Here is a 12081-nt window from a genome sequence, read left to right as displayed (position 1 = left end):
TCGGTCATGGTGATTCAGGCGTCCAGGGGTGAGTGCCCGCATTCCCCCCCAGGACGCCTTTTTTCCGGCATCGCTCATGGCGCGTTGACCACCACGTAGCTCACATTACTGCCCTGGTACTGTGGCTGGAACCAGGTCGATCCGCATTGCATGTACGCCGTGTTGTTGCGCGTCACCTGCACACAGTCGCTGGGCATTTCCGACGGGCGCATGACCGAACCCACCACCGCCGCGGTGACCACGACCGTAGCCGTGATGGCTGCGGCCATGGCGAGCGGATGGTCGTAATCATCGTCATCGTCATAATCGTGATCATAATCGTCGTCATCGTAATCGCCGTGCCCCTCGCTATCGATATTCACATCGCGAGTCTTGTTGACGTTGCGTTCACTGTTGTCGACCCGCACCCGGTTACCGACGTTGTTGCCGGCATTCACACGGTTGCCTGAGTTGACCTGATTCCCCACATTGGCCTGATCGATACGTTGTTTGGCCTCGTCGCGCTGGGCGGTGCTGAGCCGCTGATCGGTGTTGGCTCTCTGGCCGGTACTGGCCCGCTGGTTGGTGTTGGTGCGCTGGGCGGTCTTGGCCCTCGGGGTGCTGACCCTCTGGCCGCTGCTGAGCTGCGGGTTGGGGTTGATCCGCTGTTTGGCGCGAACACCCTGGTTGGTATTGATCCGTTGACTGGTATTGAGCCGTTGGCTGGTGTGGGCTCGCTGGGCTCGCGGGGCGTGCGCCGGCGGCGCCCGGTTGACCGACGACCGGGCACCGCCCTGGGCGCGCAGTTGACGGGCGTCGACCAGTTCAGCGACACCGACGGTCAGCATTGCGGTCGCCAGCAGAGACATCAGAACCGCGTATGGAGGAATTCTGAACATGATCCTGCCCCCCTATTGGCTGGCTTTCTTCAAGGGGATGGCGACATCACCCTTGCGCGGCGTAAAGGTGAACGCCGAGGGGGTGATCTTCGGGGTAAGGTTCCAGCTGTAGACCGCGCTGTACTCCGGAAAGCTCGCCACGTCGGTGGTGGTGATCACCAGCTTGCAGGGCAAGGGTTTGTCGGCACGGGTGATCCACAGCTGCCAGTCGACACCCGCCTGGCGGAACGCCAGATGATCGCACAACGTGCCCTTGATGTAGGAGGGCCCGACATAGATCGCACTCTTGAGTGCGTCGATTTGCGCCTGGTCGCGGCCCAGGAGGAACAGGTCTTCCGTCGGCACCTGGATACCGTAGTGCTGCTCGATCTTGTGCAGGGTTTCGCTGACAGTGGCCGGTGCATCCACGGTGGTGTAGTACTTCAGATAGGGCGAGTACTGTGTCAGGTGCTTGCCGTCGTAGAAGAACTCCCGGGTTTGCGTGTCGCCATCGGCCTTGGCGTACAGGCGGTCATGCCCCGCCACCTTCAGCGTGGTTCGCGAGCCAGTCTGGATTTTCTGCCCGGAGTCCAGCACGGTATCGCGCGTGACCTCGGCGTTGACCTCGAATTTGGGCAGGCTGCGCAGGTAGTCCCCTACATCAATGAGTTTGTCGATTACGTGGGGGTTCAGGGGAGGCGCGGAATCGTCCGCCGGGGGCGCGTCCTCAGCCTGCGCGCCAAGGGTCATGGTTGCGATCAACAGGCAGAAGGCTCGTGCTTGACGCTTCATCATCACACTCCCGAGTGGCGCGCTGCATGCGCGGCCGCCGTTCCGGTGAACGGCAGGACAGTTCAATGAAAGGACGCTTTCGCAGGTTCGTCAATTTTGTGCCTGAACTGGGCTATCGTTAGCGTCCATCGCGAGCACTCGGACCCGGATCGGCCGCTCGCGCCCATACAACCTGGAGATGGTCATGCGAACACTTGAACTGGCCGGCGTATCGGTCCCCGTCATCGGCCAGGGCACCTGGCGCATGGGCGAAGACCGGCACCAGCGCAGGCGCGAAATCGATGCCTTGCGTACCGGCATCGACCTGGGCATGACCCTGATCGACACCGCCGAAATGTATGCCGAAGGCGGTGCCGAGGAGGTGGTGGGCCAAGCCATTGCCGGTGTACGTGACCAGGTATTCCTGGTGAGCAAGGTCTACCCGCATAACGCCAGCCGCAGGGGTATTCCCCAAGCCTGTGAGCGCAGCCTGAGGCGCTTGGGCACCGACTACATCGACTTGTATCTGCTGCACTGGCGGGGTCAGTATCCCCTTGAGGAAACCGTCGAGGCCTTCGAGCGCTTGCGTGAAGATGGCAAGATCGGCCGCTGGGGCGTGTCCAATTTCGATGTCGCGGACATGGGCGAGCTGCCCTCCACCGACTGCGCGACCAATCAGGTGCTCTACAACCTTGAAGAGCGCGGTATCGAGTTTGATCTGCTGCCCTGGTGCCAGCAGCAGCGCATGCCGTTGATGGCGTATTGCCCGATTGCCCAGGCCGGCAACCTGTTGGCCGAGCCGACACTCAAGGCGATCGCCACACGTCATCGCGTCACCCCGGCGCAAGTCTCGCTGGCCTGGTTGCTGTCTCAGGAGGGCGTGATCGCCATCCCCAAAGCGGTCCGCCCCGAACACGTGCGGTTGAATGCCGCCGCTGGCGCGTTGCAACTCGACCCAGCGGACTTCCAGGCACTGGACCTGGCCTTCGCGGCGCCCACCCGCAAGCAGCGGCTGGCGATGGTCTGAGGCTTAGAACAAGCCCAGTTGGCCACCGATCAGGGTACTGAAGTCGTCGTCGACAAACGGCAGGATCGCGTCAGCCACCGGTTGCAGCTGACGGCTGATGTAGTGGTCGTAGTCAATCGGTGCGCTGCGGGTCTCCAGGGGTTCGGGCCCCGCGACCGTGATCACGTAACTGATCCAGCCGCCGCGCTGGTACTGGCGCGGCCGGTGTTGCCGGTCGTTGTACTCGTCGGCGATGCGCGCGGCACGGACATGGGGCGGCACGTTGCGCTGATAGTCGTCCAGCGGCCGGCGCAGGCGCTTGCAATAGATCAGTAACTCATCGTGCTCACCCGCCAGCGTCGCCCGCACAAACTCGCGCACATAGTCCTGATACGGCCGCCGATGGAAAATCCGCAGGTAGAGCTCTTGCTGAAACTGTCGGGCCAGCGGCGACCAGTCGGTGCGCACGCTTTCAAGGCCCTTGTAGACCATCTCGTCGGTGCCATCGGCACGGGTCACCAGGCCTGCATAGCGCTTCTTGCTGCCCTCCTCCGCGCCACGGATGGTCGGCATCAGAAAGCGTCGGAAATGGGTTTCGTATTGTAGTTCCAGCACGCTGTGCAAGCCGAACTCGCTCAACAGATGCTCACGCCACCACTGGTTGACGTAGGCCACCAGCGAGCGGCCAATCTGCGCCGCTTCTTCCTGGCCATGGGCGCGCCGTAGCCAGACGAAGGTGGAGTCGGTGTCGCCATAGATCACCGTATGGCCCTGGGCTTCGATCAATTGCCGGGTGCGCTGCATGATTTCATGCCCGCGCAGGGTGATCGAAGACGCCAGGCGCGTATCGAAGAACCGGCAACCACTGGAGCCCAGCACGCCATAGAAGGCATTCATGATGATTTTCAAGGCCTGGGACAAGGGCGCGTTGTGTTCGCGCTTGGCCGCCTCCCGACCCTCGGCGACCCGGGCGACAATCGCCGGCAGGCAGTTCCGGGTACGCGAGAAGCGCGCCCCCCGAAAGCCCGGCACCGACTCACTGTCGTCGGGGTGACGCAAGCCTTCGACCAACCCCACCGGGTCAATCAGAAAGGTGCGGATGATCGACGGGTACAGGCTCTTGTAATCGAGCACCAGCACCGACTCGTACAAACCGGGTTGCGAATCCATGACAAAGCCGCCGGGACTGGCCTGGGGCGGCCGCTCGCCCTGGTTCGGCGCGACAAAACCCTGGCGATGCATCAACGGCATATAGAGGTGGGTGAACGCGGCCACCGAGCCGCCGCTACGGTCGGCCGGCAACCCGGTGACGCTGGCGCGCTCCAGCAGGAAGGTCAGCAGCTCGGTCTTGTCGAAGATCCGCGTCACCAACTCGCAGTCCTTGAGGTTGTAGCGCGCCAGGGCCGGCTTGTCCTCGGCGAACATGCGGTTGATTTCATCCATGCGCTGGTACGGGTTGTCGATCGACTTGCCCTCTCCCAGCAGCGTCTGCGCGACGTTTTCCAGGCTGAACGAAGGAAAGCTCCAGGTCGCCGAACGCAAGGACTCGATGCCATCGATGATCAGACGTCCCGCTGCCGCGGCAAAGAAGTGGTTATTGCCCGAACCGTGTTCGCGCCACTGCATTTCCTCGCCACCGCGTCCCAGGCGCAACGGCACCGCCAGGCGCCGGGCATGCTCGTGCAAGACGCGCAGGTCGAACTGCACGAGGTTCCAGCCGATGATGGCGTCGGGATCGTGCCGGGCAAACCAGGCGTTGAGCTGTTTCAGCAGCAGGGTTCGGGAGTCGCAATACTCCAGGGCAAAGTCCACCTGGGTGGCGTCACCGTTTGGCGCTCCGAGCATGTACACCTGGCGCTGACCGCAACCCTCCAGGGCGATCGAATACAACTCGCCCTGTTCGGTGGTTTCGATATCCAGCGAGACCAACTTCAAGCGCGGCCGATAATCCGGGGCCGGCTTGAGCTGGGCATCGAGCAACAGGCCGCTGGCGTCAGGCGTTCCAGTGAATGACACGGGGGCGGTGATGAAGCGCTCCATCAGGTAACGCTCGGGTGGACGAATGTCCGCCTCGAAGACCTCCACGCCGGCCCTGCGCAGTACCGATTCCAGGTGCATGAGCTGGCGATGTTGCTGGCAATACAGGCCGAACACTGGCCGGTGCTGGAAATCCTGCAACCCGAGCGGCCGCAACTCGACACCCTGCTCGCCGCGCGCCAGCTCCAGGGTCCGCTCGCGGTACTGCTCGGGAATGAACGCCACCGACGGCTGCGCGGGCAAGCGCACCAGCCGTGGACCGGCATCGGTCGCCAACCAGAACTCGACTTGCGTGCCGGCCGGGGTATCGCGCCAATGCCGAGTCAAGACGAAGCCCTGCTGTAAGTCCACCACTGCAACCTCGAAGATGATCTGAACCTTCGATTCTACCCGCCATCGATGTTCAGGGCTGCCTTTACCTGAGTCACGCAAGCGATTGTAGGACAAGGTTAAACCGCTCCGGTTCGGTGCCGGGATTATTTTTGTAGTGAATGAAATTTTTCACTACAAAACCGTTGACGAGTTGTTTTTCCCCTTGCATGATGCGGACGTCTCCCCGATCGGGAGCGTAGGCAAAAGTGTTGTGAAAAGGCTCGACTGACCGCCGAGCTGCTCCCGGATGTGTACTGCCCACAAGGCAGATTGATGAAACTGACCCGGCATGAACGTCCCTGCAGGACCGGAAGCGCTGGCGAATACTCTTCAAGATGGCTTGTGACCGAGCAGGTTTGTATCGGGCAACAACATCCAGGTAATCGCTGCTTCTCCCCGTTGTGACGCCAGTACGTAGCAGTTTCTCGGCAAGACTACATGCATCCTGCTCAAGGCCCTGCCGATATTCGGCAGACAACCACTGTCGCCCTGGTTTCGGTACCAGATATCAACTTACCGAAGTAGAGAAGTGAATTAGCGAATCAACTAGACAGATCAAACATTGGTCAAGGGGCTTTAACATGAATCTGAACAAACAACCGACTATTGATGAACTGGCTCGTATGTTCGCCGCGCACAAAGACAGCCATGACAGCCATATCCTGTGGATTGCCGAATCTGGCCAGGTGCATATCGACTGCCTGTCGCCCCATGCCCATGAAGCCGAGTTCGAACAGAACAAGCGTGACTTGCGTGCCCGACTGAAGATGTACCGTCGCGGCCAGGGTTATGTTGGCAAGAAAGCCGCCGCGGACAAAGATTTCGTCGGCCGCGTACTGGCCACCCTGACTCAGGAATGGCAGAACCTGCAGTCCCGGCCAGACGTCAGCGTGATCGACCGCTACTGCTAAGTTGCCTTGCACTGCCGCTGATAGCCTGAACCGGTTATCAGCGGCTTTTTTGTCTGTGCTTTCCAGCCGCAGGCGCCCCGAACGCAGCCGATGACGCATTTAGATTGTGTAAATGCCGCTTTGCCCCCTTGCTCCATTAGCCTGCGTCTACGATTCTGTATAGGCCGTCCTCTAACACAGACAACAGCGGAGAGACCTCCATGAAGACCGTCGCGCAACTGCTCAAGTTAAAAGCCAGTCACAATCAGGAGGTCCACACCATCAAGTCTCATCAAATGGTGCTGGAAGCGTTGATGGTGATGGCCGCGAAGAACGTAGGCGCGCTGCCGGTAATGGACGACGGCAAGATAGTCGGCGTGATCAGCGAACGTGACTATGCGCGCAAGCTGGTGCTCAAGGGCCGCTCCTCGGTGGGCACCCCAGTCAGTGAGATCATGAACTCACCGGTGATCACCGTGGATTCCCATCAGACCGTCGAAACCTGCATGAGCATCATGACCGACAAACACCTGCGTCACTTGCCCGTGGTTGAAAACGGCCAATTGCTGGGGTTGCTGTCCATTGGCGATCTGGTCAAGGAAGCCATTGCCGAGCAGGCCGAACTGATCCGCCAGCTGGAACAGTACATTCGCGGCGAGTAGCTTTCGCCCCTGCGCCCAATCGCGTCGCTGCGTGCCGCCGGTTTCGGTCGTGCGCAGTATTTCGTTTCAGTGTACCGAAACGGTAAACACACGCCTCTATTGTTGTGCACTGAACTTTATATTTGCTCTATCTCAAGGCGCTTCTATATTCAGTTAACCCCCTGACACGTCCGGCTTTTTTCTTGAGTGTGAACCATGGCCAGCAACGACCACCTGATCATTTGCGAGCATTGCGATGCCGTGTATGAAAAAGCCGTGCTCGCCAAACACCAGACCGCCCTGTGCCAACGCTGCGGCGGGGTGCTCCAGCGCTACAACGGGATGACCCTGCAACAACGCCTGGCATTGACCCTGACCGCGTCCGTGCTGTGGATGTTCGCCAATTTCTACCCGGTGATGAGCATCAGCCTCAAAGGTCTGAAAAACAGTGCCACCCTCTGGGATTCGGTGGTGGCCCTGAGTGACGGCCCGATTACCTTCATCGCCCTGGTCGCGGCCATTTCCATCATCATCGCGCCCGTGTTCCAACTGCTGTTGCTGATCTGGGTGCTGAGTTTCGCGCTGACATCCAGGCGCGCACCGGCGTTCAAGCTGTGCATGCGCTGGCTGGAGAGCTTGCGGCCCTGGAGCATGCTGGAAGTCTGCCTGCTGGGGGCCATGGTGGCTGTATTCAAACTGGCCGGGTTGCTGGACGTGATCCCCGGCATCGGCCTGTTTGCCCTGGCAGTGTTGAGCCTGTTGCTGATCCGCATCGCCGGACATGACGTTCGTGAACTGTGGGACTGCCTATGAATAGCCCGCCCGAAGCCCGCGATCTCAACCTTTGCCTGTGCCACAGCTGCGGCCTGGCCTGCGACATGACCGACCAGCCCCCTGTGTGCGAGCGCTGCGGAGCGCCCCTGCATAGGCGCAAGAGCAACTCCCTGCCCCGCACCTGGGCGTTCCTGGTCGCGGCACTGGTGTTTTACATCCCGGCCAACCTGCTGCCAGTGATGAACACCAGCATGTTCGGCAGTGGTTCCGACAGCACCATCATCGGTGGCGTGCTGGAATTCTGGGAGCATGGCGCCTGGGACATCGCCCTGATTATTTTCATTGCCAGTATCGCGGTACCCGGCATCAAGTTTGTCGCCCTCACGCTGCTGCTGGTGACCGCCCAGCGGGGCAGCCTCTGGGCCCGCAAGGAACGTTCTCAGCTGTATCGTTTCGTCGAGCTGATCGGCTACTGGTCGATGCTCGACGTCATTGTGGTTGCGCTGGTCGCCGCCCTGGTGAAGTTCCAGGCATTGGGTGATATCGAGCCGCGACCTGGCATTCTGTTTTTTGGCATGGTGGTGGTGTTCACCATGCTCTCGGCGATGAGTTTCGACCCGCGCCTGATCTGGGACAACCCACAATCCGAGGAGGTCATGGATGGAATCGAAAGCCACTGAGGGGCAGCCGCAGCCCGGCAAAGCCAACGTCAAGACCCGCCGCTGGAGCGTTTCCCTGGTGTGGATCGTGCCCATCGTTGCGGTGCTGGTCGGGCTCTCCCTGGTGGTGCACAACCTGATGCAACAAGGGCCGGTGATCACCCTCAATTTCAAGACCGGCCAAGGCCTGACGGCAAACAAGACCGAGGTCAAATACCGCAACGTGGTGATCGGCCATGTCTCCGATGTGGCGTTGAGCGATGACCAGAAGAGCGTCAACGCCACGGTAAAACTGTCGAAACAGGCCGAATCCTTCACCCGCGAGGACTCCAAGTTCTGGGTCGTACGACCGCGCATTGGCGCGGGCGGGGTGTCCGGGATCGACACCTTGCTTTCAGGTGACTTCATTGGTGCCGACGCGGGGCAATCCGATGCCCGCGCCCGGGTCTTCACCGGGCTCGAAGCCCCTCCGACCATTACCTATGGCGAACCCGGCAAGCGCTTCATGCTGCATGCCCAGGACCTCGGGTCGCTGGACATCGGTTCGGCCGTCTACTACCGCAAGATCCCGGTGGGCCAGGTGGTTGCCTATGCACTGGACGCCGACGGCAATGGCGTGAACATCGAAATCTTCGTCAATTCACCGAACGACGTGCATGTCACCGAAAACACCCGATTCTGGAATGCCAGCGGCATCGACATCAATGTCGGGGCCGACGGCTTTGCAGTCAAGACCGAGTCGCTGTCAGCCATGTTGCTCGGCGGCATTGCCTTCCGCGCCCCGAACTACAGCCCCGGTGACAAGAGCGCCGCAGAAAATCGGAACTATGAGCTGTTCGAGGACCAGGCGACCGCCCTCGCCCCGCCCAATGGCAAGCCGCAGTTCCTCGTCCTGCGTTTCGATCAGGCCTTGCGCGGTTTGAAGGTGGATGCGCCCGTCGAGTTCCAGGGGCTGGAAATTGGCAAAGTGGTGGCGATAAACCTGGATTTCGACGAAAAAGCCCGCACGTTCCCGATTAATGTCGGCATCGTGATCTATCCCAAACGTTTGGGGCAAGCCCATCTGAAGATGCTCAAGGCGCTGGAGCATAACCCTGACGACGAAGCCGCATCGGTACGACTCATGGGCACCTTTGTCGACAATGGCCTGCGCGCCCAGGCCCGTAGCGGCAACTTGTTGACCGGGCAGTTGTACATCGCCCTGGAATTCTTCCCCAAGGCGCCAAAAGTTGCCTTCGACCTCAATGCTCGTCCCGTGATGATTCCAACCGTGCCGGCCAGCCTGGAACTGCTGCAGGAGCAATTGCAGGCGATGGTCGACAAGATCAACAAGCTGCCGATCGAGCGCATCGCCAACAACCTGGATGGCAACCTCACGGAAATGCGTAAAGGCATCAAACAGTTCAGCACCCAGACTTTGCCGGGAGTGGAGAACACCTTGCAGGAGGTGAGCAAGACGCTGCAATCGGCCAACTCGACCCTCGCCGAAGACTCTCCGCAGCGCGAACAGTTGACCCAGACCCTGGAAGAACTCGGACGCATGTCACGCTCTCTACGCGAATTGTCGGACTACCTGGGCCGGCATCCGGAATCCTTGCTGCGCGGACGTCAAAAAGACGCCACGCCGCCAAACCTGCAACCGTCTTCGAACCGCTGACCACAGGAGTGCGTCCATGTCTTTGTCGTTGAGAGTTGGGTTGGTCGGTGCGCTGCTGATGTTGGCAGCCTGCAGCAGCGACCCGGTGCATTACCACACTTTGATTCCGGCCCAGCCGGCATCGGCAACCCGCAGTGCGGCCAGCATCCAGTTCGAGCAGGTCAGCGTGCCGGCGCAGGTCGACCGCACACAGATCGTCATCCGCCAGGGCAACAGTGGCCTGGCCGTCCTGGAAACCGAATGGTGGGGAGCAAGTCTGGCGGAAGAGCTGCAAAGCGCCCTCGCCGATCAACTGTCTGGCACAAGCAATGTCAGCAGAATGTCCTTGCGTGTCGATGTGCAACGCTTCGACTCGATTCCCGGGCACTATGCCCTGGTCGACGCGCAGTGGCGTTTGCGAAACCTCGACTCAGACGATACCAGTACGTTCCTCAACTGCCGGACCACGGTTCAGACCCCATCAGGCGCAACTATCGACGATCTGGTGTTGGCACATCAGAAGAACGTGAAAGGCCTGGCCGCCGCGATCAGCCAGGCCGCGGCCGGCGGACGCTGCCCCGGGGCACGGTAAGCGTCGCGATTATTGAGCGAAACCTGAGGCCGGCTGGGCCTGATCAGTCGGCACTGGCTGGTAAACGTCGCTGCGTTGTTCACGCTGAAGGGCCGGTTCGTTAGGCCGGGTGCGCACAGGCTGCGGCATGACCGACAGGTTGGCGACAAGACCTTGCTGGATTTGCCCGGAAATGTAGTTGACCCCGGCCATCACACCGTTCGCCTCGTTCTCCATCAAGCCCAGCCATGCCTTGTCGAATGCCGCGCTCAGGCTTTGGCGCATTTGCGCTTGTGCGATCGGCCGATCACTTTCATTCGACATGGCACCGATGCCCAGGGAGACCACGGAAATTACCGCCCCGGCAACCCGGCCGACGGCTGCCGCCACCGCGCTGGCGACGCTGCGAGTAGCAATCTGGGCTTCGAGCCGTTCGCTTGCACGCTTGGCCACCGAAGAAATCCCGGCATCCGACAGCCCTGCCCCGGCACCGCTGTTGGAACTGCGGACCTGTTCGACAAGCGCCGTGTAAGCGGGCAATCGAGTGACCGGTTCAGTATGAATGATCTGATAGAGCGAAGCATTGCGTGCGGGAGGAGGCGCCAGGGTGATGGCCGGGACTTGGCTGAGCCTACGGTCGAATTGATCCTGGGGGACTGCATACTGCTCCTGTATCTCGGCCATATGAGCGCTGAGCATCTGCAGGTACAACCTCACGGCATCGCCCATGATCACGTTCGGATCGGTCACCCTGGAGACGGGATCCAGCACACGCTCGTGGTACTGTTCCTGCAGGTAGACCGTCAGTCGATTGACCGGCGAATCCGTCTCGCCCTTGGCGCTCATCCTGTACCAGCCCACCTTCACGCCCAGCCACTGTTGGGTCCAGTAGCCGGTAAACCAGGGAATGAAGTCGGTTTCGGTACGGCGGAACACTTGCTCACGCCAGCGCCCCATGGCTTTGCGGGTGTAATCCCTGACCGCCTCCCTGGAGGACAATGAAGCGCTGTCTATATCCCGGTCAATCTGTAACCAGGTCGCTTCCGTGATCACGATGGGCGCCGTCGGCTCAGAGCGACGCACCGTGGAGCATCCCGCCAGCAACAGCAGCAGGATCAGTAACAAGGCCAGGCACAGGAAACGCAGACTCAAGATCGCAGTCCCCGGTAATAACAGGACAGCCGTCGTCACGCCTCGATCGGTTTGGGGCCGCTGAGACTTGTGATGGCGGTATTTTGAGTATAGGTGGTGCAAGACCGGCTCAGGCGGGATGCCGAGCGAGGTGCTCCCCCCCGTTCAAAGGAGGCAGGCCCCATGTTTTACCGAATAGCGGCCGATGGGCTGATGCTGATGCATTTACTATTCATTGCGTTCGTGCTGTTGGGCGCACTGCTGGCCTTCAAATGGCGCCAAGTGATCTGGTGCCATTTGCCCGCGGCCGTCTGGGGCACCCTGGTCGAAATCTTCCACTGGAACTGCCCGTTGACCCATTGGGAGAACCTCATGCGCCACAACGCCGGGCAGGCCGGCTACAGCGATAGCTTCATCGAGCATTACGTCTGGCCGCTGATATACCCCGCCGGGCTGACGCTGGAAATCCAACTGGGGTTGGGGGCCTTTGTGCTGTTGGTCAACCTGATTGTCTATGGACTCCTGATCAGGCAGTGGAAGCAGACGTAAGCAGCCGGCTAGAGAATCGCCACTCTTTCGCGCACAAAAACAAAACCCCTACCTGCAGATGCAGATAGGGGTTTCGGAATTTAATCTTGACGATGACCTACTCTCACATGGGGAAACCCCACACTACCATCGGCGATGCATCGTTTCACTGCTGAGTTCGGGATGGGATCAGGTGGTTCCAATGCTC

General features: G+C 60.6%; 12 protein-coding genes and 1 rRNA gene. 8 read left to right on the top strand and 5 right to left on the bottom strand.

The genetic code is table 11. The annotated features are described in order from the left end of the window. Window positions 1–74 precede the first annotated feature (74 nt). Both CKW07_RS25495 and CKW07_RS20895 read right to left on the bottom strand, forming a co-directional pair. Window positions 75–878 carry a hypothetical protein gene (locus tag CKW07_RS25495; RefSeq protein ID WP_176465354.1) on the bottom strand — a complete coding sequence of 268 codons (804 nt, stop codon included), beginning with the start codon at window positions 876–878 and terminating at the stop codon, window positions 75–77. A 12-nt stretch (window positions 879–890) separates the two neighbouring features. Then, complete coding sequence (locus CKW07_RS20895; protein ID WP_095146840.1) at window positions 891–1649, bottom strand: DUF2092 domain-containing protein; 759 nt, start codon at window positions 1647–1649, stop codon at window positions 891–893. A gap of 184 nt (window positions 1650–1833) precedes the next feature. Here CKW07_RS20895 and CKW07_RS20890 point away from each other — a divergent pair, with 184 nt between their 5' ends. Next, entirely contained in the window at window positions 1834–2655 is an 822-nt protein-coding gene (locus CKW07_RS20890) for an aldo/keto reductase (protein ID WP_095146839.1), read from the top strand. A 3-nt stretch (window positions 2656–2658) separates the two neighbouring features. On the opposite strand, the gene CKW07_RS20885 is transcribed toward CKW07_RS20890, so the two are convergent. After that, window positions 2659–5022, bottom strand: coding sequence for a DNA polymerase II (locus CKW07_RS20885; RefSeq protein ID WP_176465356.1), 2364 nt, complete (start codon window positions 5020–5022; stop codon window positions 2659–2661). A gap of 602 nt (window positions 5023–5624) precedes the next feature. On the opposite strand from CKW07_RS20885, the gene CKW07_RS20880 reads away from it, so the two are divergent. From CKW07_RS20880 to CKW07_RS20855, 6 genes are all read left to right on the top strand, one after another. Continuing rightward, window positions 5625–5954, top strand: coding sequence for a hypothetical protein (locus tag CKW07_RS20880; RefSeq protein ID WP_095146838.1), 330 nt, complete (start codon window positions 5625–5627; stop codon window positions 5952–5954). A 200-nt stretch (window positions 5955–6154) separates the two neighbouring features. Next, complete coding sequence (locus tag CKW07_RS20875; protein WP_095146837.1) at window positions 6155–6595, top strand: CBS domain-containing protein; 441 nt, start codon at window positions 6155–6157, stop codon at window positions 6593–6595. A 195-nt stretch (window positions 6596–6790) separates the two neighbouring features. Then, on the top strand, window positions 6791–7387 hold the full coding sequence (locus CKW07_RS20870) for a paraquat-inducible protein A (protein WP_095146836.1): 597 nt from the start codon (window positions 6791–6793) through the stop codon (window positions 7385–7387). Continuing rightward, window positions 7384–8028, top strand: a complete 645-nt coding sequence (locus CKW07_RS20865) for a paraquat-inducible protein A (protein WP_095146835.1) — start codon at window positions 7384–7386, stop codon at window positions 8026–8028. Before CKW07_RS20870 ends, CKW07_RS20865 begins: the two co-directional genes overlap by 4 nt. Beyond that, entirely contained in the window at window positions 8009–9664 is a 1656-nt protein-coding gene (locus CKW07_RS20860) for an intermembrane transport protein PqiB (protein WP_095146834.1), read from the top strand. Before CKW07_RS20865 ends, CKW07_RS20860 begins: the two co-directional genes overlap by 20 nt. Window positions 9665–9680: 16 nt before the next feature. After that, window positions 9681–10235 (top strand): membrane integrity-associated transporter subunit PqiC, encoded by a 555-nt coding sequence (locus CKW07_RS20855; protein ID WP_095146833.1) that lies wholly within the window; start codon window positions 9681–9683, stop codon window positions 10233–10235. A 9-nt stretch (window positions 10236–10244) separates the two neighbouring features. Here the strand turns inward: CKW07_RS20855 and CKW07_RS20850 are convergent, their stop codons facing one another. Further along, window positions 10245–11366 carry a hypothetical protein gene (locus CKW07_RS20850; RefSeq protein ID WP_176465353.1) on the bottom strand — a complete coding sequence of 374 codons (1122 nt, stop codon included), beginning with the start codon at window positions 11364–11366 and terminating at the stop codon, window positions 10245–10247. Window positions 11367–11528: 162 nt separating this feature from the next. On the opposite strand from CKW07_RS20850, the gene CKW07_RS20845 reads away from it, so the two are divergent. Then, window positions 11529–11894, top strand: coding sequence for a DUF2784 domain-containing protein (locus CKW07_RS20845; protein ID WP_095146832.1), 366 nt, complete (start codon window positions 11529–11531; stop codon window positions 11892–11894). A gap of 84 nt (window positions 11895–11978) precedes the next feature. On the opposite strand, the gene rrf is transcribed toward CKW07_RS20845, so the two are convergent. Further along, window positions 11979–12081: ribosomal RNA gene (rrf, locus tag CKW07_RS20840) — 5S ribosomal RNA — on the bottom strand; the annotation flags it as partial.

This window comes from Pseudomonas sp. Irchel s3b6 (assembly GCF_900187415.1).
Lineage (GTDB): Bacteria > Pseudomonadota > Gammaproteobacteria > Pseudomonadales > Pseudomonadaceae > Aquipseudomonas.
This window is presented reverse-complemented; position numbering and strand designations above follow the sequence as displayed.

Coding starts and splice junctions, on each gene's coding strand:
- CKW07_RS25495 (WP_176465354.1), bottom strand. CDS start 878: ATGTTCAGAATTCCTCCATACGCGGTTCTGATGTCTCTGCTGGCGACC.
- CKW07_RS20895 (WP_095146840.1), bottom strand. CDS start 1,649: ATGAAGCGTCAAGCACGAGCCTTCTGCCTGTTGATCGCAACCATGACC.
- CKW07_RS20890 (WP_095146839.1), top strand. CDS start 1,834: ATGCGAACACTTGAACTGGCCGGCGTATCGGTCCCCGTCATCGGCCAG.
- CKW07_RS20880 (WP_095146838.1), top strand. CDS start 5,625: ATGAATCTGAACAAACAACCGACTATTGATGAACTGGCTCGTATGTTC.
- CKW07_RS20875 (WP_095146837.1), top strand. CDS start 6,155: ATGAAGACCGTCGCGCAACTGCTCAAGTTAAAAGCCAGTCACAATCAG.
- CKW07_RS20870 (WP_095146836.1), top strand. CDS start 6,791: ATGGCCAGCAACGACCACCTGATCATTTGCGAGCATTGCGATGCCGTG.
- CKW07_RS20865 (WP_095146835.1), top strand. CDS start 7,384: ATGAATAGCCCGCCCGAAGCCCGCGATCTCAACCTTTGCCTGTGCCAC.
- CKW07_RS20860 (WP_095146834.1), top strand. CDS start 8,009: ATGGAATCGAAAGCCACTGAGGGGCAGCCGCAGCCCGGCAAAGCCAAC.
- CKW07_RS20855 (WP_095146833.1), top strand. CDS start 9,681: ATGTCTTTGTCGTTGAGAGTTGGGTTGGTCGGTGCGCTGCTGATGTTG.
- CKW07_RS20845 (WP_095146832.1), top strand. CDS start 11,529: ATGTTTTACCGAATAGCGGCCGATGGGCTGATGCTGATGCATTTACTA.